Below are 23,454 nucleotides of genomic sequence, written 5' to 3'. Positions count from 1 at the left end.
CGAGCTAAGGCGACGCAAGGCGCAGTCGCAAAAATTTCTTGTTGTGGTGCCAAGGCACTTACAGCATGAGCGGTGTGGCGAGTGCAAGGGTTGGGCGTCAACCGGTCGTTGAATCCGATGGAGCCATGCTTTCCCGGGCTTTGCGGGCCACGCGAAACGCCTCGACACCCGCCGGCACGCCGCAGTACACCGCGATCTGCACGAGGGCGGCGCGCAGTTCGTCGTCGCTCAGTCCGTTGCGCAGGGCGCCGCAGAAATGCGTACCGAATTCGTCCATGCGCCCCAGCGCCGCGAGCATTCCCAGGTTGAGCAGACTGCGTTGCTTGAGGTCCAGGCTGTCGTCGGTCCAGACCATGCCCCAGCAGTACTCGTTGAGCACCGCCTGGAAGGGCCGGGAAAAGTCGTCGGCGCGGCCCAGGGCCTGGTCGACGTAGCTATCCCCGAGGACTTGGCGGCGAACGCTTTCGCCTTGGGCCTGCAATGATTTATCCATGGTGAGTCTCCGAAGGGGTTAGAAAATCGCGTATCAGGGCGGCCACCTGTTGCGGCGCCTCGATCAGGATGCAATGGCGCAGCCCAGGCAGAATCCGCAGTTGCGAACCCTCGATGCGATCGTGCATGAACGTCGCCATCCGTGGGTTGGAGCCGGCGTCTTCGGCACCGGTGGCAATCAGCGTGGGGCAGCGGATCCGTGACAGCTGTTCGCCGAAATCCGACTCGGCCAGGATGCGATACGCCGCGGCATAACAGCCCGGGTCGTTGTCGGCATTCAGTTGGCGCAGACGGGTAACAGCCTCGGGATTGCGCGCCTGAAAATCCTCGGTCAGCCAACGCGACAGCGATGCCTCGTAGTGAGCCACCGGCTCCCCGGCCTGCAAGGCGGCGAGGCGCGCGTGTACCCGCTCGCGCTCCTCGGCGTTACGCCCGGCGACGGTCGACAGCAGCACCAACCGGTGAACCCGCGACGGATGAGTCAGGGCCATGCGTTGGGCGATCAGCCCGCCCAACGAGAACCCGGCCAGGTCGAACTGCTTGAAGCCCACGTGATCCGCCAGGGCCAGCGCCTCACCCACCAAATGATCAATCTCATAACGCCCGGGCGTGCGGGACGACTGGCCGTGGCCGCGCAGGTCGAAGGTCAGCACGGTGAATTGCTCCTGCAGACCCGCCACCGTTTCAGCCCACGCCTCAAGGCTGGAACCCACGCCATGGATGCACACCAGCGGGCGCGGTCCATGCCCGTCCAGGCGATAATTGAGCGTGACGTTGGCCACGCTGAAACGTTGTGCCTGGCCCATCACGCGCTGACCTGGTTGCGTTGTCTGGCGCGTTCGCGCTCGGCGAAGAATGGCATCACTTCATCGATGAACAGGCGCAGGGTCTGCTTCTGCAGTTCGAACGGCAAGTTGAAGGTCAGGCCCAGGCAATACTGGTCGACACCGGCGGCTTCGTAGTCGAGCAGCTTTTCGATGATTTCTTCCGGGGTGCCGAACATCAAGTTGCGCCGCAGGTTTTCCGGGTTGTAGTTGTCTTTGCCGCGCACGCTTTCAAACGGCACCGGCTCGGGGAAGCCGTTGTGCACGGTGCCGATGTTCTGCATCAGGTTCTCGAAGGCGCGGCCAAAATCCATGCTGTGCTTGACCGGCAGTTCCCAGTCGTTGGCGTTGGCGTACACGCAGGTGCGGCGCTGCATCATGAAGCGCGGGCGCGGCACGTGGGGGTTGTCGGCCACGGCCTTGTTGAATTTTTCGCCGAGCACCGCGATTTCGGCCGCCGGCAGCGAGAGCGGGGTGGACAGGATGTTGGCGCCAATGCTCACTGCCCAGTCGAAGGTGCCCGGGTCCCGTGCGGCGACCCAGATCGGCGGGTGGCCTTTTTGCAGCGGCTTCGGTACGGCGGCGGTCTGCGGGAATTTCCAGTAGTGGCCGTCGTGGGCGTAGTCGCCGGTCCAGAGCTTTTGCACCGCCGGCACCAGTTCCTTCATGTAGCCCACACCTTCCTGCTGTTGCAGGCCGGGGGTCATGCGGTCGAACTCGTACTGGTAGGAACCGCGGGCGATGCCGAATTCCAGGCGGCCGTGGGTCAGGTGATCACACAGCGCGGCTTCACCGGCAAGGCGGATCGGATGCCAATAGGCGGCAGCGAGGGTTGCGGTGCCCAGGCGGATACGCTCGGTGTGCTGGCCGAGCCAGGTCAGGGTCTGGAACGGGTTGGGCGCGATGGTGCATTCCAGGGTGTGGTGTTCGGAGGTCCACAGGGTTTCAAAGCCGCCGGCATCGGCGATCTTTGCCAGCTCCAGCAGGTTGGCCATGACGGTCTGCATCGGCACGTCTGGCGAGAAGCGTTCCATGCTCAGGGATACGGCGAATTTCATAAGATGCTCCTTGAATAATCAGCGCAGGCGAATGACGAAGGGGTCCTGCATTTCGCCGGAGTAATCGATGACCACGTTCTTGGCCCGGGAAAATTCGCGCATCACGTCAAAGCCGCCGCGACGGCCATATCCGCTGTGCTTGAAGCCGCCGTTGGCGGACATGTAGGCCGAGCTGCGGTAGGTGTTGATCCACACCGTGCCGGCGTCGATGCGGTTGGCAAAGCGCATCGCGCGGTCGATGTTCTGGGTCCAGATTCCGGACGCCAGGCCGTAGTGGGTATCGTTGGCCAGGCTGAGCATTTGCTCTTCGGTGGTGAAGGGCATCACACCCACTACCGGACCGAACAATTCGTCGCGCATGAACGGCATGTCGTTGGTGGCGTTGGCCATCACCGTGGGCTCGAAGTACCAGCCTTCGGACAGGTGCGCGGCGCTGGGGCGCTTGCCGCCGACGGCGATCTGCGCGCCTTGTTGGGCGCCGCTGGCGATGTAGCCTTCGAGCTTTTGCAGTTGGGCTTGCAGGGCCAGCGGGCCGATGTCGGTGTGTTCTTCCATCGGGTGGCCGACGCTGATCTGTTGGGTGCGGGCCACCAGGGCCTCGACGAACTTGTCGTAGATCGGCGCTTCGACAAAGCAGCGCGAACCGGCCACGCAACTTTGCCCGGCGGCGGCGAAGATCCCGGAGACCACGCCGTTCACGGCCTTCTCGATATCCACATCGGCAAACACCACGTGGGGCGATTTGCCGCCCAGTTCCATCTGGCACGGCACCAGGTTATTGGCGGCGTTGCCAGCGATACGCCGACCGGTTTCGGTGCTGCCGGTGAACACGTATTTGGCGATGTCGGGATGGCGGGTCAGGGCCTCGCCGGTGACGGCGCCGTTGCCGGTGACTACGTTGACCACACCCGCCGGGAAGCCGGCTTCGATGATCAGTTCGGCCAGCGCCAGTGTGGAGGCGCTGGCGTGTTCCGAGGGCTTGATCACCACCGTGTTGCCGATGGCCAGGCACGGTGCGAGGGTGCCGGTGAGCAGCATCAGCGGCGAGTTCCACGGGGTGATCATGCCGACCACGCCCAACGGCTCGCGGCTGCTGTAGTTGAGCTGGTTGAGCTTGTTGACCGGGATCACCTCGCCTTGCAGCTTGTCGGCCATGCCGGCGAAGTAGACGTAGGCATCGGGCAGGGCGCTCATTTGCGCGCGCATTTCCCGCAGCAGCTTGCCGTTGTCGCGGGTTTCCAGCAGCGCCAGTTCTTCGGCGTGCTCGGCCACCAGTTGGGCCAGGCGATACAACAATTTGCCGCGTGCGGTGGGCGTCATGTTGCGCCACTGCGGGTCGTTGAAGGTCTTGTGGGCGGAAGCGACGGCGCGGGCCACGTCGCCGGCATCGGCCTGGGCGAACTGGTACCAGGACTGGCCGGTGGTGGGGTCGAAACTGTCGACATAGCTGCCGCTGTCGGGAGCGACAAAGCGACCGTCGATAAACAGGTTGAGGCGGTTGCCCTCAAGGGCGCTGACCGTGGTTTTCATGCAGGAGTCCTGTAGGTGCGTGTCAAAGGGGCGCGTTTTCGAGCATCGCGATGCGGCCGCTGGCGGCAGAGCCGGTGTAGATGCCGAACTGCTGGTTCTGGCGCTCGCGGGCATAGCGGCGCACCACCGAGCGCAGTTCGTTGACCGGCATCTGCTCGATGGGCAACGCGTCCAGCGGGAAGAAGCGCAGGGTGTCGGGCAGCTCGGCGTCGAACGGGCCGAGCTGGGCGCGGTAGATCAGGTAGCCGGGGTCGGTGTCGTCGACATCGAACGCCGAGTACAGGAAGGTCGATTCCAGCTCCACCGGCAGCGAGCTGTCGCCGGCGTCGATAAAACCCTTGCGCTTGCCGGCCACCGGCAGCGTCCAGCCGCCCTGGCCATCGGCGCGAAACAGGATCGCGTCGCCGGCTTCGATCAGGTAGCCGATGATCATCTTGTGGGAGTCCAGCCAACTGGCCGGCAGCGGGTCCTGGATGTTCGCGTAGCGGCCCCGGCAGAAGCACAGCGGCAGCTTGGGGCTGGTGCCGAAGGCGCGGACCTGGCCGATCAGCACCAGGTGGTCGCCGGCTTCGATGCGCTGGTGCACGCTGCAGTCGAACCAGGTCAGGCTGTCGGTGAGGATCGGTGCGCCGGTGTGCACGGTGTCGTGGTTGACGGTGTGGAATTTGTCTGGCGACTTGGAGGCGAAGGTCCCGGAGACGTCCACCTGGCCTTCGTGCAACAGGTTCACGGCAAACTGTTCGGTGCTGGCAAACGCGGTGTAGCTGGCGGCCGACTTGCCCACGCACACCAGCAGCAGCGGCGGGTCGAGGGACACCGAGGTAAACGAATTGGCGGTCATGCCGCGCGGGTTGCCATCGGTGTCATGGGTGGTGATGACGGTGACGCCGGTGACGAAGGTGCCGAAGGCCTGGCGCAAGGCGCCCGGATCGACGGCTGCAACGTTGGCGCTGATCGCGGTGCTCGGCATCGGGGTACTCCTTTGTTCTTGTGGTGTGAAGCAAGCCTACGAGCAAGGGAAACCGTGGGCTTGCGTCGAAAAATGGTAGCGAAGACGAAAGTTTTGCTTCGTTTCGCAGTGCTCCGGCATTTCTGTGGCAAACATCAACGCTTTGGCGAGGGAGCTTGCTCCCGCAGGGCTGCGAAGCAGCCCCACAACGGCAACCGGGTTCTTTCAGGCGGACCATGGCGGGGCTCATGGGGCCGCTCCGCGACCCAGCGGGAGCAAGCTCCCTCGCCACAATTGAGCGTCGTTCTTCAGCCAGACGTCAGTCCTTGGGTTGTTCCGCTTCCATCTCGGCCATGTCCTGGTAGCGGTCGGCAATCCGTGGGTGGGCACGGGAGCCGTCGCTGGCGCCGATGGCGATCAGCACTTCGTCGGGGCCCGGGGCATCGGCGACCTGGAAGTTGGCGGTGAGAAAGTGCGAGCGCTTGCCGGTTTCGCTTTTGTGCACCATCGGCAGCGAAAGCAGGGCGCCCGGTGCATTGCGGGTGTTGGTGAAGCTCAAGTAGGCGGTGCCTTCCACGGCTTCGCGGAACAGGTTGCCGAAGCGCAGGGTGTGGATCAGGCCCGAGGCGTGTTCGATTTCGCCGTTGACCCCGACAGCCGCCGCCTTGCCGAAGGCTTCGACCTTGCCCCCGGGCATCAGGGCGATCAGGCGACGGGTCATCTCATGGCCCAGGCCGGGGGCCAGGCGCAGGATTTCCGGACGCAGGTTTTCGACGAAGCCCTGGCCGGCCCAAGGGTTTTTCAACACGGCTGCCACCACGATCAGGGTGATCGGTTTGCCGGCGTCCTTGCCGCCTTCGATAAAGGTTTCTTCGATAAAGGTGCAGTACTTCCTGACGCCCAGATTTTCCAGATTCATGATCACTCGTCGCCCTTTTGGCTGTTGGTTGTGGCCTTAGGCTAGGAGCGTTGGGCAGCAGCGTCTTCCGTGGTTACGCAGTGCAAATCCACTGGACATTGCTCTGAACCGGAGCAAGTATCAGGCGGGCCTGGCAGGCAACGTGGCTGCCGTGACCTCCATGTTCGGGTGAGCGCCTTGAATCGAGAAATGCAGATACTGTCGTTGCGCGATGTGGCCAGTCAGATCAACTCCGGCGGTGACCTGCAGTCGATGCTGCACCAGTTGGTGTACGCCAGTTGCCGCCACACCCACTGGACCATGAGTTCGATCATGGCCATCGACATGGACGCCGGCTTCGGCCACGTGATCGCCCGCCATGACCCGACCCTGGTGCAGCGCCCGCTGGTGGATTGCTGGGAGCTGTCTTCCAGCCCGGTGATGACCGCCCTGCAACGCAACGAGGCGGTGTTCATCCGCGATGTGCGCGAATGCGAGTACCCCGGCTACCGCCGCGAATCCCTGGAGCGCGATTACCGCACGGTGATGGTGATGCCGATGAACTGCACCGACTTCGACGGCCGGCCCATGGTGCTCAGTGTGATTTCCCGCACGCTGATGGACGTTTCGGAAGAAGACCGGGTGTTCCTCGGCATGATCATCCACCTGGGCGCCATTGCCGTGGAGCGCCAGCGCCAGCTGGAAGCCGAACGCCGCGCCGCCGAGCGCCTGCAGCAGGCGTTGCATGTGCATACCACGATGCTTGAACACGTATTGGGCGGCGGTTCGGTGACATCGTTGTCGCTGATGGTCGGCGACCAGTTGCCCAACCCGGTGATCGCCGTGGACTTCACCGCCAACCAGGTGGTGGCGGGGCGTTCCCCGGATCCCGCATTGTTTGACGACAATGCCTGGCAGGCCGCAGTCGCCGGGGTGCTCAGCGTGCAGATCACCAAGGCCGCCCAGGAAAGTTTGCGCAGCGCCCTGCGCAGTACGGTCAACCTGTTCCTCGACGATGGCCAGCGCCAGTTCACCCTGCGGGCGCAGATCGAACCGTTGATGGTCGACCACGAACTGGTGGGCGCGCTGGTGCTGTTCCCGGTGGCGGCGCCGGTCAACGAGCTGGACCTGCTGATGCTGGAAAGCGCCAAGTTCGCCTTGAGCGTGCAGATGATGCGCAGTTTTATCCGCTTTCGTTTTGAAACCCGGACCCAGACCGAGCTGCTGCTCGAAGTGCTCGAGGGCCGCTGGCGCGATGCCGATGACATCCAGCAGCGCGCCCAGCGGCTGGGCATCAGCTTCAGCACCGCGCAGCAGATGATCATCGTCGACTACGGCGCCAAGGCCCGGGAGGCGAAGAACCTGCACCACAACGTCGCGCGCATCCTGCAGCGTGCAGGGATGCAGGCCACGGTGATCATTGTCGACAACGGTTTGGTGTGCCTGGTGCCGGCGGAAGGCGAGCGCTTGAGCAAAATCAAACGGCAGATTACCGATGACCTGGCGCACTACCTGGGTGCCGAGCCGATCCTGCTGGCCAGCGGGGTGTGCCGGGCGCTGGCGGATTATCCTGCCGCGTGGGAGCGCTGCCGGCGGCTGATCGAGATTGCCCGCTCGTTCGGCCGCAGCGGGCCGATCTCCGATCAGGATTTCGGGCCGATCCCGATCTTCGTCGCGGCCGTGGGCGGAGAAGACATCCGCACCTTCGTCAACGACAGCGTTGGCGCCATGCTCGCCCATGACCGCAAGCACCAGACGCCGTACCTGGAAACCCTGACGGCGTATCTGCGGGATAGCTGCCGCAGCCAGGCATGCGCGGACGCGATGGGAGTGCATGTGACGACGCTGCGCTACCGGCTGGCGCGGATCCAGGAGTTGTTCGGGATTGATGTGGAAACGCCGGAACGGCGGTTTGCCACGGAGTTGGCGATTCATTTGCAGCGGGTGATTGATAGCTGACGGGTAGCATTGCTCCACTTAATAGGAAGCATTACTATTCACACCCCGCCTCCCCAGTGCTTCCTTGATGACTCCTCAGCCGCCCCGCAGAACAGGCTTTTTCGAGCACTACGAAGAGTTGATCGGGACCTGGACGCGCCGCCTGAGAAACCGTCAGCAGGCCGAAGACCTGGCCCACGACACTTTTGTGCGGGTGCTTGAATCCAGCGCCACCAAGGTTGAGCAACCTCGCGCCTATCTGCATCAAACGGCGCGCAATATCGCCGTTGACGCCTATCGCCGCGAGGACCGGCGGGAGGCGATGGCCCTGGAAGCCTTTGATCAGAGTTCGCCCCACAGTGGCGACCCGGAGCATTTCATGCACGCGATCCAGCTGGCGGATTCCATCGAGCGAGCCCTGGCCGAGCTGCCGCTCAATTGCCGCAAGATTTTCATCTGGCAGAAAATCGAGGGCCTGACCCAGCAGGAAATCGCCGAACGCCTGGGCCTGTCTAAAAACATGGTGGAAAAGTATATGATCCGCACCCTGCGGCATCTACGTGACCGCCTGGATGCGATGGCACCATGACCAATGCCCGCTTTGAAACAGGATCTTCCATGATGGATACCCGTGAGTGTGCCTGCGGCAGCGCGACGGCCCGCGACGAGGCGGCGCAATGGTTTGTGCGTGTGCAGGACAGCCCATTGAGCGCAGAAGAACGCGAGCGTTTTGATGCCTGGCGTGCAGAGCATGCCGAGCACCAGTACGAATTTGATGTGCTGCAAGGTTTGTGGAGTGCCACCGACCTGGTGCCCAAGGCGCGCTTGCAGGCGTTGTGCGATGCCCCGCAGCCGCGTGCGAAGCGCCGGCCCGTGCTGCGTTATGCAGTGGCTGCAAGTGTGCTGGCGGTGGCCCTGGGCCTGGGGTTGTTCAGTGGCCTGGATCATCCGGCGACGTACAACGCCGAGTTCCGCACTGCGTTGGGGGAGCGCCGGCAGGTGGCGTTGCCCGACGGCTCGCTGATGGACTTGAACAGCCGCAGCGTGGTGGCCGTGCACTATGTAAAAGGCCAGCGCGGCATCGAGCTCAAGCAGGGCGAGGCCATGTTCAGCGTCGAGCACGACACCAGCCGGCCCTTCGTGGTGGACGCCGGGGCAGGGCAGGTGACGGTCACCGGTACGCGTTTCGACGTGCGCCGCGATGACGACCAGACCCGCGTGGTGGTCGAGGCCGGTACGGTCAAAGTGCAAGGGCGCTCATCCGATGACATCGTGATGCTCACGGCCGGTCGGGGCACCCATGTGGATACCCGGGGCCAGGTGGCGGCTGCCTACGCCGTCAACCCTGAAGAGCTCACGGCCTGGCGCACCGGCAAACTGGTGTTCAACAACGCCACTCTCGGCGAAGTGGCTCGGGAGGTCTCACGTTACCGCGAGCAACCTTTGCGGGTCAGCGCGCCCGCGGTGAGCAACCTGCGCTTGACCAGCGTGTTCAAATCCACCGACACCGACGCCTTGCTCAAGGCCTTGCCGCACATTCTTCCGGTGGCCTTGCGCACCTTGCCGGACGGTAGCCAGGAAATAATTTCGCGATAGATTCAGGTTTTTTTCGAGTTCTTCGTCTTCTTGTGCAACTGCAACTGGTTTGCATTAACAGCCGCACTCTCTTGCGATCACAGGACTACGTTCGACGTGAAAAAACTCGCCATGAAAAACAATAAATCATCCCGCTGGGCACCCCTCGCCCTGGCGCTGGCCGTCAGCGCCGCACTGCCGGCGGCCTATGCTGACGATGGCATTCATATCCAGGCCCAGTCCCTGGGTTCGGCCTTGAGCCAATTGGGTCAGCAGACGTCGCTGCAAGTGTTCTTCAGCCCCGACATGGTGGCCGGCAAACAAGCCCCGGCCGTCGACGGCAACCTGTCGCCCGAACAAGCGCTGCGCCAGTTGCTGCAGGGCAGCGGCCTGGATTACCAGATCGATGCGGGCTCCGTGACCCTGCGCCCGCTGGGCAAGGGCACCGGCGAAGCCGGTTCGCCGCTGGAGTTGGGTGCCACCGACATCAAGGTGGTCGGCGACTGGCTCGGCGACGCGAATGCCCAAGTGGTGCAGAACCACCCGGGGGCGCGCACCGTGGTGCGCCGTGAAGCCATGGTGGAGCAGGGCGCGATGAACGTCGGTGACGTGCTGCGGCGCATTCCCGGGGTGCAGGTACAGGAGGCCAACGGCACCGGTGGCAGTGATATTTCCCTCAACGTCGGGGTACGCGGCCTGACCTCGCGTCTGTCGCCACGCTCCACGGTATTGATCGACGGCGTACCGGCAGCGTTTGCACCCTACGGCCAGCCGCAGTTGTCGATGGCGCCGATTTCCTCCGGCAACCTCGACAGCATCGACGTGGTGCGTGGCGCAGGCTCCGTACGTTATGGACCACAGAACGTCGGCGGCGTGATCAACTTCGTCACACGGGCCATCCCGGAAAAATTCTCCGGCGAAGTCGGCACCACCCTGGAAACCGCGGCCCACGGCGGCTGGAAACACATTGAAAACGCCTTCATCGGCGGCACCGCCGACAACGGTATCGGTGCTGCGTTGCTGTATTCCGGGACCAAGGGCGATGGTTACCGCGACCACAACAACTCCAACGACATCGACGACGTGATCTTCAAGACCCACTGGGCGCCGACCGATCAAGACGATTTCTCGCTGAATTTCCACTACTACGACGCCAGCGCCGACATGCCCGGCGGCCTGACCCAGAAGCAGTACGACGCCAACCCGTATCAATCGGTACGTGACTGGGACAACTTCAATGGCCGGCGCAAGGATATGTCCTTCAAGTACATCCGGCAGATCGACGACCGCACCCAGGCTGAAGTGCTGACCTACTATTCCGACAGTTTCCGCGGCAGCAACATCGCCAACCGCGACCTGAAGACCCTGGGTTCCTACCCGCGCACCTACTACACCTTCGGCATCGAGCCGCGTGTGTCCCATGTATTTGACCTGGGGCCGAGCACCCAGGAAGTCAGCGTCGGTTATCGCTACCTCAAGGAAGGCATGCACGAGCAGGCCACCAGCCTGGCGCTGGTCAACAACGTGCCGACGCCCGTGGGCCAGAGTGACGGCCACGTGTACCAGGACCGTACCGGTGGCACCGAGGCCAACTCGTTCTATATCGACAACAAGATTGATATCGGCAAATGGACCGTCACCCCGGGCATTCGCTTTGAGCAGATCCGCACCGAATGGCACGACCGTCCGGTGGTAGGCCTCAATGGCGCCACGGTTCAGGAGAAACGTCGCGAGATCCACAACAACGAACCGCTGCCGGCCTTGAGCGTGATGTACCACGTCTCCGATGCCTGGAAGCTGTTTGCCAACTACGAAACCTCCTTCGGCAGCCTGCAATACTTCCAGCTGGGCCAGGGCGGTAACGGCGACCAGACCGCGAACGGCCTGAACCCGGAAAAAGCCAAGACCTACGAAATCGGTACCCGCTACAACGACAGCGTCTGGGGCGGCGAAGTGACGTTGTTCTACATCGACTTCTCGGACGAGTTGCAATACGTCAGCAACGATGTGGGCTGGACCAACCTCGGCGCTACCAAGCACGAGGGCATCGAAGCGTCGGCCCATTACGACCTGTCGAACCTCGACCCGCGCCTGGACGGCCTGACCGCCAACGCCGGCTTCACCTACACCAGGGCCACCTCCGAAGGCGACGTTGCCTTCAAGGGCCGCGACTTGCCGCTGTACTCCCGTGAAGTGGCCACCCTGGGGCTGCGTTACGACATCAACCACTGGACCCACAACCTGGACGTCTATGCCCAGTCCGGCCAGCGTGCGCCGGGCACCGGTACCACCTACATCACCCAGCCGACTGCTGATGGCCAGTACGGGGATATTCCCGGCTACGTCTCGGTCAACGTGCGCAGCGGTTATGACTTCGGTGCGCAACTGTCGAACCTGAAGCTGGGCGTCGGGGTAAAAAACGTGTTCAACCAGGAACACTACACCCGCTCCAGCGACAACAACTCCGGGATCTACCTGGGTGAACCGCGCACGTTCTTCGTGCAGGCCAGCGTCGGCTTCTGATGCGTGCCTGATCCCAGGTATCGACAGTGACGAGGGGGCGCAAGCTCCCTCGCCATAGCCCTTCTTCCTACTCTTTTTCTAACGATTTTCTGCGTCCGCAGGAACTGAATCCGACAGGTCTACCACACAAGGAGGTGCCCACTTTCCATGGGATACCTTGTATCGCCGAGGTGTCTTTGAGCCGGGAGTGAATCGTGTCAATACGCCGAACTGGAGATGCCTATGTCGGTAACCTTATCCAACTCAACTGTTGCCAACCCCTCTGATAACGCCGCGCAGCCGCATACTGATGCCGCCACATCGACGCAGTCACGCTCACGCTCCGGGCAGGGGTCGATCCACATCAGCTTCAACGTGCCACAGAATGGGATCGGCCCGGGATATTCGAATTGGACGACGACGCAGAGCACGATGGATCCCCATGGTGCCGCCAACAACTCATTCCGGGCGTCCTATGCAAACTCGTTCCTGGGCGGGCTGATCGGACAGCTTCAGGACTTTCTGCACAAGCTGTTCAATCCGTTCCGGCCTCACCCCGGTTATGGTCGTCCTGACCCTTCCATTCCACTCAGGCCTCTTCCCGGACACTGCCGTCCGACCCCCTGCAAGCCTGACCCGGGATACGGTCGCCCGGACCCACACTTTTCGAGGCAAACCCCCGATCAACTGGGGAACCTCCTCAAGAACAAATTTGATGCGTTCACGGTGCCGGGCCAGCCCTTCATCACAAAACAAAGCCTGGAGGAGATGGCGGGCAGACGGTTGACCAACGACCAGGACCGTAATGAGAACATTCTGTTGGCCCGGGAACTGCTGCGACGCCCAGACGTAATACAAGCCTTTGACCGAGCCGGCAGGACCGGTGATCTGGATGGTCGAATCTCCCGGCGGGACCTCAACGCCGTGCTCGACTCCGGCAACGCCTTGAAGTACAAGACCGACAAACAGCTCGCCGAACAGATGTTGAAGGACTTCGACGCCCTGAAGGGTATCTGGAGCCGCTCCATCAGTATCAAAGATTTGAAAAAATTGGCCGCATCGTCGTCGAGCGACCCAAAGCAACAGCGGCTCATCGAGTTGGCCAAGGAAGTCACTCAGCGCTCAAGCCTGTTAACGCTGATGGACTCTCTTGACCGGTATGACGGCAAGATCGGCAGAGCCGGCCTGCGCCACCTCTCTCTGAACCTGTTTTAGCTCGATCACGCCGCGACCCTCTCGCGGCGTGATGACCTGCCTTGCTCAATCCGCTGCTTTCAAACTCTCAGCCAGGGCTCAGACATGGCTACACCTTCGTGTGGATCGCACAATCCTGGCTATCAGCCAGCCTGTCTTGCGCCGACGGGCAGCGATACCCTGCAACCGCCCCCCGTTGCCGCACCGGGCAAACGGTGCGAAGAGGGCGCCGAAGCCCGGCGAGTGAAGAACTTCACCGGGCAGCACACATTCCAGGCCCCGGCGGCTGACGACTTCATCAAAGGCATGTTGCCGCACGGGCAGTTGCCTGCCTCCCACGCGCCTGGGTTACGCCCGTTGCGCGCGGTGATGGGCGCCATGGTCGCAGCGATCAAAGGCCTTTGGCAGGAGACGAAACCGACCTGGCCAGGGTCTCGAAAAGCCGACTGATTCTTCGGTTTTTACATGTTGTCATTGGAACGCTGCTCTATCTCGGAACCATTGCCACCGGCACACCACACACCTTTGGCCTGTTTTCACCTGAGCGATACGGCGATTGCCGGGATGATGACCAGGTCAATGTGGAACCGGAAAATGGTGGAGATGAATCATGACAATCAACGGCGGGTCGGTCTGCCAGCACCTCGGTGCTACACCCTGTATTGCCCCGGCACTGGACGGCGGTACACGGGCAATTCACGCCGCTTCAAGTGAACCCGGTGAGGCTGCGCGAAAGCACAGCCATCAATCCGGCGGGGCGCCTGTCCGCTCATCAGGCTATCGGCCTCCTTTGCGGGGGGAGAGTCACTGCAGGAGTCTGCTGCAACACCTGGGGCTTCAGAACGAAGTGCCCAGCCGCCTCCGCGGGCCCAATCCCTACATTCGTTTGCCGGACAGCGATTTGGTGAGCGCGGCGAACGCCCAATTTGCCATGCTGAAAAAACTCCATGAGAACTGACGGACTGAAGCTGTCTTCACTGCAACGAATCGCCAGTAAAAAGCTCGGTGCCAGCCGAGAGGCCGACAGCGCTATCCTGCTTGCCAAGGCGATCATCCAGCGCCCGCGCCTGATCGATGCGATCCTCGACCAGGACGGCTACATCACCCGCGAAAGCCTGGCACAGGCCGAGAACGTCGTGTTCGGCAACAGCGATCCCAGTGCCTTCAGCCCGGACCCTTTCCACACAAAAAACAATGCCGATCTCGTCCGTCTGTTCAAGGAAATGTTCACCGAGTTACGGGACCGGTCGCGGGACCGCATGGGGTTTTTCGAGCAGATCTGCTACGTCAATATCGAGGTGCTGGCGATGATGAGCAAAGACCCGGATGAGCTCGACAGCCATGGCCAAGTTGTACTGGACCCGGCCACGGGGCTACCGAAGAAGAAATACGACGAACAGCAGGTGTATATGGCGAAAAACCTTGTGGACCGGCCGGGCTTGTTGCGGTCGCTGGAAAACACCGCCGACAGCGGTCGGCGAATTTTCGGCAGCCATCACCAGGCGGGCTGGCTCAGCAACAAAACCCTTGATCGCTGGCTGGAACTCCAGAAAGCCAAATGACCCCGGGTTGACGCCTCAATATACGAGGCGTGATGGGGCTGGGTGGTCAGACCCGCAGTATTTTCCCGCTGATCGCCACACCGATCAGCAGTACGGCAATCAGCACAAAGGCAGTGCTCAAGCTGCTGCCATGGGCGATGAAGCCGATCACCGCAGGGCCGGCGAGAATGCCGGTGTAGCCCAGGGTGGTGATGGCGGGCACCGCAATGTGTTCCGGCATGACGGTCTGCTTGCCGACGGCGGTGTACAGCACCGGTACGATGTTCGAACACCCGGCACCGACCAAAGCATACCCCAGCAGGGCGGTTTCCCACGCAGGTAATAGCGTCGCCAACAGCATGCCGCCGGCGGCGAGCGCGCCACCGAATACAATCACCCGGGTTGCGCCCAGGCGGCGAACTATCCTGTCGCCGGTAAGGCGCCCGACGGTCATGGTCAAGGCAAAGGCTGCGTAGCCAAGGCCCGCATAGGCTTCGTCAAGGCCGCGCTCGGCGCTCAGGAACACCGCGCTCCAGTCCAGCACGGCGCCTTCGGCAAGAAACACGATGCAGCACAGGCAGCCGATAAACAGCACCACGCCGTGGGGCACGGCAAAGGCCGGCCCGGAGCTTTCACTGCCGTAAGGCAGCAGGTGTGGCCCGGCCTTGAGCAAGGCCACTACGATGACGACGATCACGGCGAGGGTGGCCTGCAACGGCGACCAGCCCAACCCCAGCAGCCCGCTGACACCTGCCGCCCCGACGATCCCGCCCAGGCTGAACAGCCCGTGGAAGCCCGACATCATGGTCTTACCGCTGGCTCGTTCGACCATCACCGCTTGCAGGTTGACCGTGGAGTCCACCGTGCCCAGGCCGGCACCAAACACAAACAGTGCGGCCATCAGCAAGGGAATCGAGGTGACGGTGGCCAGCATCGGCAGGCCCAGGCAGATCAGGAGGGTGCCGCCGGTGGCCACTCGCCGGATACCGTAGCGCGACGCCAGGGCCCCGGCGACCGGCATTGCGATCATCGAGCCCACCCCCAGGCACAACAGCAAAAGGCCGAGGGTGCCCTCATTGAGTTGGGCGCGGGCCTTGGCATAAGGCACCAGTGGTGCCCAGGCGGCGATGCCGAAGCCGGCGATGAAAAACGCGATGCGGGTCGACATTTGTTCCAGCCGCCCGGGTACCACGGGCGCTGGGGTGCTGATGGCGGTCATGAAAAATCCTTGGTTTTGCGTTCAACGAACGATGTGCAGCGCAACATCCTTGCACATCAGGCCGTATCGAGCGAGCCGGGTTCCCTTGGCATGCCTGAACACAGGGCCAAACATTTTTTCCAGGATCATGGAACGCGACGGGCCTTTCCAACCACTATCAGTTCGTAGGACAAGTAACCACTTGAGGTGCGAGGTGGCCTGGAAGGTGCGTAATCCCCGCGAGAACTGGTGAACCCCGGGCTTCCAGCGACGGATTACCACCTTCCAGGCCGATCCTCTCACTTCAGCAGCCGCGCCAGTTTCGCATCCCGCACCTGCAACACTTCAAACAGGCCCAGGGCCTGCAGGGCGGGGAGGGCTTGCAGGATGTCCTGTTCGGCCAGCAAGCGCTGCTCGTCCGGGGTGGCCGGATCGCACCAGGTTCTGGCGTTGGCGAGGAATGCGCCCACCGTGCCCTTGCGCACGGTCACGCCATTGAATTGGCCTTGGTCGAGATGGTCGGGAAGCACGTCTTCTGCACGCATGGCGGAGCCCTCAATGAATGAATCCGCAGTCTGGGCGTGCGCAAATGGCTACACTGCCTTATCCAGGTCATTCAATACGGTAAAGCTGCCATATGCCGTCAACACTCGTTTCAGCCCAGCTCGCCAATGCGACCGGCGGTCCGTTGCTGGTGGCGACGTTGCGCAGCAGTCCGGTAGCACGCACCACGGCCCTTCATCAGCATGCCCGCGGGCAATTGCTCGGAGCCCAGCGCGGGTTGTTGTCGGTGCAGGCGGCGCACCAGCATTGGGTAGTACCGGCCACCCACGCGGTGTGGATTGCCCCCGATTGTTCCCACGCCTTGCGTTCCCACGGGCCGTTTGATGGCTGGAGTGTGTATGTCGAACCCCAGGCATGTGCAGGGCTGCCCCGACAGACGTGCGTTATCGCCACGTCGGCCTTGTTGCTGGAAGCCGTCAGGCGCGCGGCAACCTGGAGCCAGCCGCTGCTCGAGCCGCCTCAGTCACGGATCGCCCAGGTGATCCTTGATGAAATCGCCGGGTTGCCCCAGGAGCCATTCGGCTTGCCGCTGCCCCGGGACCCGCGCCTGTTGCGCATCGCCCAGGCGCTGGCCGACAGTCCCGACGACAACCGCCTGCTGGAACACTGGGCGCAGTGGGCCGGTGTCTCGCCGCGTACCCTGGCCCGGCGGTTTGTTGCCGAGACCGGGTTCACCTTCAGCCAGTGGCGCCAGCGCGCACGGTTGTTGCGCGCCCTGGAGTTGCTGGCGGCGCATGCACCCGTGACCCGGGTTGCGCTGGACCTGGGTTATGAAAACGTCAGTGCCTTTATTGCAATGTTCCGGCGTACGTTCGGGACGACGCCGGGGCGGTACTTCACGGATGGCGCAAGCGACTACGGGCATACACCGCCACAATCACGAAACACCCCATAGGCAACAGGTAAGCCAGCGCCACCGTGCTGTTGTCCGCCACCTTGCCCATCAAGTAGGGCATCAGGGCGCCGCCGACGATCGCCATGATCATGAACGAACTGCCGCGCTTGGTGTGCGGCCCGAGGTTCTTCACGCCCATGGCGAACAGCGTCGGGAACATGATCGACATGAAGAAGAACACCGCGATCAGCGCGATCACCGAGATACCTTCCAGGCCGATCACCACCAGGCCGCACAACGCGATATTGATCAGCGCATAAATCAGCAGCAGCTTCTGCGCGCTGACCCGGCCCATCAGCCAGGTACTGAAAAAGCGCCCGAACATGAAGGCCAGCATTGCGATCGACAGCAGGTAGGCGGCTTGCTGATTGCCCATCTGTGCCCAATGCTCGGTGACGTAGTTGATGAAAAATGCGCCGACTCCGACCTGGGCCGCCACATAGAAAAACTGCGTGATCACCCCACCGACGAACTCCCGGTGCTGCCACAGACCCTTGCCGGCCGTCGGTTGCAGGGCCTGTTCCTGCGCGCGCAAATCCGGCAGCGGCGTGCGGGCGATCAGCAGCGCCACCAGCAATACCAGAACCGCGATCACCACGTAGGTGGTCTGCAACGAACTCATGTCCGAGGCCGGTGTGCTGCCGGCGCTGAAGAACATCGCGCCGCCAATCAGCGGGCCGAAGAACTGGCCAAGGCCATTGAATGATTGCGCCAGGTTCAACCGCCGCTCGGCGCCCTGGGGTTCGCCCAGCACGGTGGCATAGGGGTTGGCAGCGGTCTCCAGGCAGCCCAGGCCGCAGGCGATGACAAACAGCGCGAACAGGAAAAACGGAAAGCTCGCCGCCGCAGCCGCCGGCATGAACAGCAGCGCGCCCGCCGCATACAGGCACAGGCCCAGCAGGATCCCGGCCTTGTAGCCGTGGCGGTCCATCAACAACCCGGCCGGCAGGGCAATCAGGAAGTACGCGCCGAAATAGGCGCTTTGCAACAGCCCGGACTGGGCCTTGCTGACGTGCAGGACTTCCTGGAAGTGCTTGTTCAGTACGTCGAGCAAACCGTAGGACAAGCCCCAGAGGAAAAACAGACTGGTCACCAGCATCAGCGCCCAGCGATAGGTCGGCACGGCACGGGTGCCTGGCAGGTGTGTATCTTTGCTTAACATGACGCTTCTCCTGTTGTTTTTATGGGATCAAGGCGTGCGATGCAGCGGGTATCAGGGTTGGTCGGTAAGGCAGAAAATCTGCTCCAGGGGCTGCCATTTGCCGCCGGGGTCAGTCCACGGCGTGGGGGCCTGGAAGCGCCACATCAGGGTTTCCCAGGCTTGCACGTCGGGGTTGGCGCGTGCAGCGTGGTCCAGCCCTTCGAAGCTGAACCCGGCCGCGGTGTCCATGACCATGAACAGCCGCGTGCCCAGGCGCCAGATCTGCATTTCCAGGATTTGCTGGCTGCGCAGATGCTCTGCCACGGCAGGCCAGATGCGTCGATGCAGCTGCTGGTACTCGGCGATCAATGCCGCATCGTCGATCAGGTCCAGCGCCAGGCAGTAACGTTGGCCGCTCATGTCAGCGCCCGGTCGAGGTGGGTGTAGCCTCCATCCACCACCAGCCACTGTCCGGTGGTGTGGGAGGCGCGGGGTGAGAGCAGGAACAGCACGCTGTCGGCAATTTCCTCGGGAGTGGTCATCCGTTTGCCCAAGGGGATTTTTTCGACGATGGCGGCGAGCTTGGCCTCGGGGTTGTCGAAGCCGTCGATCCAGCGTTGATACAGCGGCGTCAGCACCTCGGCGGGCACCACGGCATTGACCCGGATGCCGAACTCCAGCAAGGAGGCGGCCCATTCCCGGGTCAGTGACAGCTGCGCACCTTTTGCGGCGGTATAACCGCTGGTACCGCCCTGGCCGGTGAGGGCCGTCTTGGAGCTGATATTCACGATTGCCCCGCGGCTGGCCTTGAGGGCATCGAGGCACAAGTGGGTCATCAAGTAGTAATGAATCAGGTTCTTTTCCAGGGATTCGACGAACGCTGCACGGCCCGCATCCAGGCCCACGCTGTCGTTGACCCCGGCATTGTTCACCAGGCCGTCGATGCGTCCGAAGCGTTGCAACACCTCGTTGACGGCTGCGCGGCAGGCGTCCTCATCGCGCAACTCGACACGGATGAAGTGGCTTTGACCGTGCTGCTCAAGCTCGGCCGCGAAGGCCGGTGACAACGGTTGATGGCCGAAAATTACCGGGATTGCGCCTTCGGCAATCAACCCCAGGGAAATGGCGGCGCCAATCCCCGAGCCGCCGCCGGTGATGATGATCACGCGGTCCTGCAAATGCAGATTCATGGGCAGTTTCCTTCAAGGTGATAGACCCGCTGGGCCGTGCCGCCCCAGATGGCCTGCTGTTCATCGGGCGACAGTGGGCCGAGGGTTTGTTGCAGCAATTGGCAGGTGCCCTGGTATTCCCCGGCCAGCAGGCACACCGGCCAGTCCGAACCGAACATCAGGCGCTCGGCGCCGAACAATTCCAGCGCCAGTTCGATGTAGGGGCGCAGGGCTCGGGCGTTGCGTTGCTCGGGCCCGGCTTCGGTGAGCAGGCCCGACAGCTTGCAACTGACGTGGGGCAGGGCGGCCAGTGGCGCCAGGTGTTCGGCCCAACCGACGGGGCCGTTGGCGATGTCCGGTTTGCCCAGGTGGTCCAGCACCAGATGATGCCGGTCGTGGCGCTGGCACAGGGCTGTCGCGGCGTCGAGGTCGGCGCAGCGGATCAGCACTTCGTAGACGTAGCCTTGTTGCTGCAGGTGTTGCAGGCCACGGGAGAACTTCGCGTCAGCCATAAAGCTGGCAGGCGTAGGCTCATCCTGAATCTGATGCCGAAAGCCCTTGAGTCCCGGTGCGTCGCGCCACTGTTCCAGGTGCTGTTCCAGGCGTGGGTCGCACAGGTCGACCCAGCCGACGACGCCGAGTATCCATGGGTGCTGCCGCGCCATTTCCAGCAGCGCGTCGGTTTCCTGCTCACCGGCGCGGCCTTGCACGGCAATGCAGCCATCCAGGTCGGCAGCGTCGAGCAACGGCCGCAAGTCCTGTGGGAGAAAGTCCCGCCGCAGGTCAGCCTCAGCCGTACCGATCCACGGATAATCAGCGGCCCGGTAGCGCCAGAAATGCTGGTGCGCATCGAGCCTCAAAGGTGATGGGGACGACATTGTTATTGTGCTCCGTCCATTCAAATTGCGGTTCAGCTCACGGCCGGTGGCGGTATTGCTCCCGGGACGCGGCTTTCATCTGGATCGAAAAGCCCGGCGCCTTCGGCGGCAGATAGGCCGCACCGCGCACCACGCAAGGTTCCTCGAAATGCTCGTGCAAATGGTCGACATACTCGATCACCCGGCCTTCGTGGGTGCCGGCAATGCACAGGTAGTCGATCATCGACAGGTGCTGCACGTACTCGCAAAGCCCGACACCGCCGGCATGCGGGCACACGGGCAGGCCATATTTGGCCGCCATCAGCATCACTGCCAGCACCTCGTTCACCCCACCCAGGCGGCAGGCGTCAATCTGCACCACATCAATGGCTTCGCGCATGATCAATTGCTTGAAGATGATCCGGTTCTGGCACATCTCGCCGGTGGCGACCTTGACCGGCGCCACGCCCAGGCGAATCTTGCGATGGCCCTCGATATCGTCGGGGCTGGTGGGTTCCTCGATGAACCACGGCTTGGCAAACGCCAATTCGCGCACCCAATCGATGGCGGTGTCGACTTCCCACACCTGGTTGGCGTCAATCATCAATTGGCGGTCCGGGCCCAATACTTCGCGGGCGATGCGTACGCGCCGCAGGTCATCCTGCAAGTCGTGGCCGACCTTGAGCTTTACGTGGTTGAAGCCGGCATCCACCGCTTCCTGGCACAGCCTGCGCAGCTTTTCGTCGCCGTAACCGAGCCAGCCGGCCGAGGTGGTGTAGCAGGGGTAGCCATTGGCTTGCAGGTCGGCCATGCGTTCAGCCTTGCCTTCGGCGCGTTGGCGCAGCAAGGCCAGGGCTTCGCTGGAGGTGATGCAGTCGGTGATGTAGCGGAAATCGATGCAGCGCACCAGCTGTTCCGGACTCATGTCGGCCACCAGGCGCCACAGGGGCTTGCCTTCGGCCTTGGCCCACAAATCCCACGCGGCGTTGACGATCGCGCCGGTGGCCAGGTGGATGGCGCCCTTGTCCGGGCCGATCCAGCGCAACTGGCTGTCGCTGGTGACATGCCGCCAGAAACGGCCCATGTCTTCGGCGATCCATTCCAGGGTCAAGCCCACCAGCAGCGGTTGCATGGCCTGGATCGCCGCGCAGCAAATCTCGTTGCCACGGCCGATGGTGAAGGTCAGGCCATGGCCTTCAAGGGCCGGGTTGTCGGTCTGCAAAATCACATAGGCGGCCGAGTAGTCCGGGTCCGGGTTCATGGCATCGGAACCGTCCAGGGACTGGGACGTAGGAAAGCGGATATCTTCGACGCGAATCGCGGTAATGGTGGTCATGAACGGCTCCTTGGTTCTTGTCAGGCGTCGACCGTGGTCTGGTTCTGTTCGCCGAGGCCTTCGATACCCAGGCGGATTTTTTGCCCGGGCTTGAGGTAGACCGGCACTGGCTTGATCCCCAGGCCGACACCGGGCGGGGTGCCGGTGGAAATCACATCCCCCGGTTGCAGGCTCATGAACTGGCTGAGGTAGCTGATCAGTTTGGGGATCTGGAAAATCATCGTGCGGGTGTTGCCGTTCTGGTAGCGGTGGCCGTCGACTTCCAGCCAGATCGACAGTTGGTGCGGGTCGGCGATCTCATCGCGGCTGACCAGCCAGGGGCCGAGCGGGCCGAAGGTGTCGCAGCCCTTGCCCTTGTCCCAGGTGCCGCCGCGTTCCAGCTGGAACTCGCGCTCGGAGACATCGTTGATCACGCAGTAGCCGGCCACGTGCTGCATGGCCTGGCTTTCCTCGATGTAGCGGCCACCCTGGCCGATCACCACGCCCAACTCCACTTCCCAGTCGGTCTTGGTGGAGTGGCGGGGGATTTCGATGGTGTCGTTGGGGCCGACGATGGCGCTGGTCCACTTGTTGAAGATGATCGGTTCGTCAGGGATGGGGGCGCCGGTTTCGGCAGCGTGATCGGCGTAGTTCAGGCCGATGCAGATGAATTTTCCTACCTGGCCGACACAGGCGCCCAAACGCGGATTGCCCGGTACCAGGGGCAGGCTCGCGGGGTCGAGTTCTTGCAGGCGAGCGAGGTTTTGCGGGAGCAGGGCGTCACCGGCGATATCACTGATGTGGGCGGACAGGTCACGCAGACGTCCATCAGCGTCAAGCAGGGCCGGGCGTTCCTGACCTTTTTCACCATAGCGCAGCAATTTCATGAGCAATCCTCTTATTGGAAGTGGGCGGTCAGTTGCTCCAGCCGCCGTCAATGATCTGGGTGGTGCCGGTGGTAAACGCGCTGGCATCGGAGCCAAGGTACAGCGCCAGCTGGGCAATTTCCTGGGGCGTGCCCAGGCGTCCCATCGGCTGGCGCGCGGTGAAGGCGGCGTACACCTCGTCCTGTTGACGGCCTTCATGGCGGGCTTGTTCGACGATGCGTTGCTGCAGCGAAGGCGACTCCACGGTGCCCGGGCAGATAGCGTTGCAGCGGATGCGCTGGGTGACAAAGTCGGCCGCGACGGATTTGGTCAGGCCGATGACGGCCGCCTTGCTGGCGCAATAGGCAAAGCGGTTGGGCACGCCCTTGAGGCTGGAGGCCACCGACGACATGTTGATGATCGAGCCGCCGCCCGCCGCCAGCATCCCCGGCAGAAACGCGCGGATCATGCGGTACATGGCGGTGACGTTCAGGTCCAGGGCAAACGTCCAGTCGCTTTCCGGGCATTCGAGGATATTGCCGGCATGCACCACGCCTGCGCAGTTGAACAGCACGTCCAGAGGGCCGATCTCGGCGGCAAGGCGTTGGATGGCGCTGGCGTCGGTGACATCCAGCACCACCGTTTGCGCACCCGGCAAGCCGGCGAGCGCCTGTTGATTGATGTCGGCTGCAATCACTTCGGCCCCTGCCGTCAGATAGGCTTCGACGCTGGCGCGGCCAATGCCCTGGGCGGCGGCGGTGATCAGCACGCGTTTACCGGTGAGGTCCATGACAGACTCCCTTGATTATTGTTATTGGCTCAATGGTCAGGCCATTGAGGGCGTGAAACACCTGCATCTGCGGCATAGCGAACCCTGGTGGGTTTGCTATGATCAGCACACTGGAAACGATCCAATGGTCAGGCCATTGATCCAATTTTTAGCATGGG

At 62.8% G+C, this 23,454-nt stretch carries 23 protein-coding genes; 8 read left to right on the top strand and 15 right to left on the bottom strand.

From position 1 onward, the window contains the following. Positions 1–97 precede the first annotated feature (97 nt). The 6 genes from C0058_RS20725 to C0058_RS20700 form a co-directional block, all read right to left on the bottom strand. Entirely contained in the window at positions 98–493 is a 396-nt protein-coding gene (locus tag C0058_RS20725; protein WP_003219479.1) for a carboxymuconolactone decarboxylase family protein, read from the bottom strand. Continuing rightward, positions 486–1,298 carry an alpha/beta fold hydrolase gene (locus C0058_RS20720; RefSeq protein ID WP_102369460.1) on the bottom strand — a complete coding sequence of 271 codons (813 nt, stop codon included), beginning with the start codon at positions 1,296–1,298 and terminating at the stop codon, positions 486–488. Before C0058_RS20720 ends, C0058_RS20725 begins: the two co-directional genes overlap by 8 nt. Continuing rightward, complete coding sequence (locus C0058_RS20715; protein WP_003219483.1) at positions 1,298–2,374, bottom strand: LLM class flavin-dependent oxidoreductase; 1,077 nt, start codon at positions 2,372–2,374, stop codon at positions 1,298–1,300. The genes C0058_RS20720 and C0058_RS20715 overlap by 1 nt, the downstream gene beginning before the upstream one ends. A gap of 18 nt (positions 2,375–2,392) precedes the next feature. Continuing rightward, positions 2,393–3,904: an aldehyde dehydrogenase gene (locus tag C0058_RS20710; protein ID WP_087693080.1), complete on the bottom strand. Its 1,512-nt coding sequence runs from the start codon at positions 3,902–3,904 to the stop codon at positions 2,393–2,395. A 22-nt stretch (positions 3,905–3,926) separates the two neighbouring features. Continuing rightward, positions 3,927–4,874 (bottom strand): flavin reductase family protein, encoded by a 948-nt coding sequence (locus tag C0058_RS20705; RefSeq protein WP_003219486.1) that lies wholly within the window; start codon positions 4,872–4,874, stop codon positions 3,927–3,929. A gap of 298 nt (positions 4,875–5,172) precedes the next feature. After that, on the bottom strand, positions 5,173–5,772 hold the full coding sequence (locus C0058_RS20700) for an amino acid synthesis family protein (RefSeq protein ID WP_003219487.1): 600 nt from the start codon (positions 5,770–5,772) through the stop codon (positions 5,173–5,175). A gap of 189 nt (positions 5,773–5,961) precedes the next feature. Between C0058_RS20700 and C0058_RS20695 the strand changes: the two genes are divergently transcribed. The 7 genes from C0058_RS20695 (at position 5,962) to C0058_RS20665 (ending at position 14,522) form a co-directional block, all read left to right on the top strand. Beyond that, positions 5,962–7,710, top strand: coding sequence for a helix-turn-helix domain-containing protein (locus C0058_RS20695; protein WP_102369459.1), 1,749 nt, complete (start codon positions 5,962–5,964; stop codon positions 7,708–7,710). Between the two features lie 67 nt (positions 7,711–7,777). Next, a complete protein-coding gene (locus tag C0058_RS20690) occupies positions 7,778–8,278 on the top strand; it encodes a sigma-70 family RNA polymerase sigma factor (protein WP_003219490.1) in 501 nt (166 codons plus the stop codon). 32 nt (positions 8,279–8,310) lie between these two features. Then, complete coding sequence (locus C0058_RS20685; protein WP_008432738.1) at positions 8,311–9,285, top strand: FecR family protein; 975 nt, start codon at positions 8,311–8,313, stop codon at positions 9,283–9,285. A gap of 96 nt (positions 9,286–9,381) precedes the next feature. Then, entirely contained in the window at positions 9,382–11,787 is a 2,406-nt protein-coding gene (locus C0058_RS20680; RefSeq protein WP_174717788.1) for a TonB-dependent receptor, read from the top strand. 222 nt (positions 11,788–12,009) lie between these two features. Then, positions 12,010–12,981 (top strand): type III secretion protein, encoded by a 972-nt coding sequence (locus C0058_RS20675; protein WP_102369457.1) that lies wholly within the window; start codon positions 12,010–12,012, stop codon positions 12,979–12,981. Positions 12,982–13,065: 84 nt separating this feature from the next. Beyond that, a complete protein-coding gene (locus tag C0058_RS33095; RefSeq protein ID WP_256344310.1) occupies positions 13,066–13,410 on the top strand; it encodes a hypothetical protein in 345 nt (114 codons plus the stop codon). Between the two features lie 497 nt (positions 13,411–13,907). Then, complete coding sequence (locus tag C0058_RS20665; protein ID WP_008432744.1) at positions 13,908–14,522, top strand: hypothetical protein; 615 nt, start codon at positions 13,908–13,910, stop codon at positions 14,520–14,522. A gap of 46 nt (positions 14,523–14,568) precedes the next feature. Here C0058_RS20665 and C0058_RS20660 read toward each other — a convergent pair whose 3' ends face one another. Beyond that, positions 14,569–15,720, bottom strand: a complete 1,152-nt coding sequence (locus tag C0058_RS20660) for an MFS transporter (RefSeq protein WP_008432746.1) — start codon at positions 15,718–15,720, stop codon at positions 14,569–14,571. Between the two features lie 278 nt (positions 15,721–15,998). After that, positions 15,999–16,244 (bottom strand): hypothetical protein, encoded by a 246-nt coding sequence (locus tag C0058_RS20655; RefSeq protein ID WP_102369456.1) that lies wholly within the window; start codon positions 16,242–16,244, stop codon positions 15,999–16,001. 92 nt (positions 16,245–16,336) lie between these two features. Here C0058_RS20655 and C0058_RS20650 point away from each other — a divergent pair, with 92 nt between their 5' ends. Next, on the top strand, positions 16,337–17,158 hold the full coding sequence (locus tag C0058_RS20650) for a helix-turn-helix domain-containing protein (protein ID WP_168197514.1): 822 nt from the start codon (positions 16,337–16,339) through the stop codon (positions 17,156–17,158). Here C0058_RS20650 and C0058_RS20645 read toward each other — a convergent pair. The 7 genes from C0058_RS20645 to C0058_RS20615 are packed head-to-tail and all read right to left on the bottom strand — an operon-like array spanning position 17,100 to position 23,296. Next, positions 17,100–18,320 (bottom strand): sugar MFS transporter, encoded by a 1,221-nt coding sequence (locus C0058_RS20645; protein WP_003219513.1) that lies wholly within the window; start codon positions 18,318–18,320, stop codon positions 17,100–17,102. The two genes, C0058_RS20650 and C0058_RS20645, sit on opposite strands and share 59 nt — an antisense overlap. 51 nt (positions 18,321–18,371) lie before the next feature. Then, positions 18,372–18,719 carry an L-rhamnose mutarotase gene (locus C0058_RS20640; RefSeq protein ID WP_003219515.1) on the bottom strand — a complete coding sequence of 116 codons (348 nt, stop codon included), beginning with the start codon at positions 18,717–18,719 and terminating at the stop codon, positions 18,372–18,374. Next, the gene (locus C0058_RS20635; RefSeq protein ID WP_102369455.1) at positions 18,716–19,489 is read right to left on the bottom strand and encodes an SDR family oxidoreductase; all 774 of its coding nucleotides are present in this window, start codon (positions 19,487–19,489) and stop codon (positions 18,716–18,718) included. The genes C0058_RS20640 and C0058_RS20635 overlap by 4 nt, the downstream gene beginning before the upstream one ends. After that, positions 19,486–20,346 (bottom strand): amidohydrolase, encoded by an 861-nt coding sequence (locus tag C0058_RS20630; protein ID WP_102369454.1) that lies wholly within the window; start codon positions 20,344–20,346, stop codon positions 19,486–19,488. Before C0058_RS20630 ends, C0058_RS20635 begins: the two co-directional genes overlap by 4 nt. A gap of 37 nt (positions 20,347–20,383) precedes the next feature. Continuing rightward, entirely contained in the window at positions 20,384–21,661 is a 1,278-nt protein-coding gene (locus tag C0058_RS20625; protein WP_102369453.1) for an L-fuconate dehydratase, read from the bottom strand. 20 nt (positions 21,662–21,681) lie between these two features. Continuing rightward, positions 21,682–22,527, bottom strand: coding sequence for an ureidoglycolate lyase (locus C0058_RS20620; protein WP_102369452.1), 846 nt, complete (start codon positions 22,525–22,527; stop codon positions 21,682–21,684). A gap of 28 nt (positions 22,528–22,555) precedes the next feature. Further along, complete coding sequence (locus C0058_RS20615; protein WP_102369451.1) at positions 22,556–23,296, bottom strand: SDR family oxidoreductase; 741 nt, start codon at positions 23,294–23,296, stop codon at positions 22,556–22,558. Positions 23,297–23,454 lie beyond the last annotated feature (158 nt).

The sequence above is a fragment of the Pseudomonas sp. NC02 genome, from assembly GCF_002874965.1.
Classification (GTDB): Bacteria; Pseudomonadota; Gammaproteobacteria; order Pseudomonadales; family Pseudomonadaceae; genus Aquipseudomonas.
Note: the sequence above shows the minus strand (reverse complement) of the source record. Positions and strands in the feature narration are given on the sequence as shown.

Bases quoted from the DNA above. Each gene is read 5' to 3' on its own strand.
- C0058_RS20700 (WP_003219487.1), bottom strand. From the start codon at position 5,772: ATGAATCTGGAAAATCTGGGCGTCAGGAAGTACTGCACCTTTATCGAA.
- C0058_RS20725 (WP_003219479.1), bottom strand. From the start codon at position 493: ATGGATAAATCATTGCAGGCCCAAGGCGAAAGCGTTCGCCGCCAAGTC.
- C0058_RS20665 (WP_008432744.1), top strand. From the start codon at position 13,908: ATGAGAACTGACGGACTGAAGCTGTCTTCACTGCAACGAATCGCCAGT.
- C0058_RS20645 (WP_003219513.1), bottom strand. From the start codon at position 18,320: ATGTTAAGCAAAGATACACACCTGCCAGGCACCCGTGCCGTGCCGACC.
- C0058_RS20620 (WP_102369452.1), bottom strand. From the start codon at position 22,527: ATGAAATTGCTGCGCTATGGTGAAAAAGGTCAGGAACGCCCGGCCCTG.
- C0058_RS20615 (WP_102369451.1), bottom strand. From the start codon at position 23,296: ATGGACCTCACCGGTAAACGCGTGCTGATCACCGCCGCCGCCCAGGGC.
- C0058_RS20685 (WP_008432738.1), top strand. From the start codon at position 8,311: ATGGATACCCGTGAGTGTGCCTGCGGCAGCGCGACGGCCCGCGACGAG.
- C0058_RS20695 (WP_102369459.1), top strand. From the start codon at position 5,962: ATGCAGATACTGTCGTTGCGCGATGTGGCCAGTCAGATCAACTCCGGC.
- C0058_RS20715 (WP_003219483.1), bottom strand. From the start codon at position 2,374: ATGAAATTCGCCGTATCCCTGAGCATGGAACGCTTCTCGCCAGACGTG.
- C0058_RS20720 (WP_102369460.1), bottom strand. From the start codon at position 1,298: ATGGGCCAGGCACAACGTTTCAGCGTGGCCAACGTCACGCTCAATTAT.
- C0058_RS20690 (WP_003219490.1), top strand. From the start codon at position 7,778: ATGACTCCTCAGCCGCCCCGCAGAACAGGCTTTTTCGAGCACTACGAA.
- C0058_RS20705 (WP_003219486.1), bottom strand. From the start codon at position 4,874: ATGCCGAGCACCGCGATCAGCGCCAACGTTGCAGCCGTCGATCCGGGC.
- C0058_RS20660 (WP_008432746.1), bottom strand. From the start codon at position 15,720: ATGACCGCCATCAGCACCCCAGCGCCCGTGGTACCCGGGCGGCTGGAA.
- C0058_RS20650 (WP_168197514.1), top strand. From the start codon at position 16,337: ATGCCGTCAACACTCGTTTCAGCCCAGCTCGCCAATGCGACCGGCGGT.
- C0058_RS20675 (WP_102369457.1), top strand. From the start codon at position 12,010: ATGTCGGTAACCTTATCCAACTCAACTGTTGCCAACCCCTCTGATAAC.
- C0058_RS33095 (WP_256344310.1), top strand. From the start codon at position 13,066: ATGGCTACACCTTCGTGTGGATCGCACAATCCTGGCTATCAGCCAGCC.
- C0058_RS20635 (WP_102369455.1), bottom strand. From the start codon at position 19,489: ATGAATCTGCATTTGCAGGACCGCGTGATCATCATCACCGGCGGCGGC.
- C0058_RS20655 (WP_102369456.1), bottom strand. From the start codon at position 16,244: ATGCGTGCAGAAGACGTGCTTCCCGACCATCTCGACCAAGGCCAATTC.
- C0058_RS20640 (WP_003219515.1), bottom strand. From the start codon at position 18,719: ATGAGCGGCCAACGTTACTGCCTGGCGCTGGACCTGATCGACGATGCG.
- C0058_RS20630 (WP_102369454.1), bottom strand. From the start codon at position 20,346: ATGTCGTCCCCATCACCTTTGAGGCTCGATGCGCACCAGCATTTCTGG.
- C0058_RS20625 (WP_102369453.1), bottom strand. From the start codon at position 21,661: ATGACCACCATTACCGCGATTCGCGTCGAAGATATCCGCTTTCCTACG.
- C0058_RS20710 (WP_087693080.1), bottom strand. From the start codon at position 3,904: ATGAAAACCACGGTCAGCGCCCTTGAGGGCAACCGCCTCAACCTGTTT.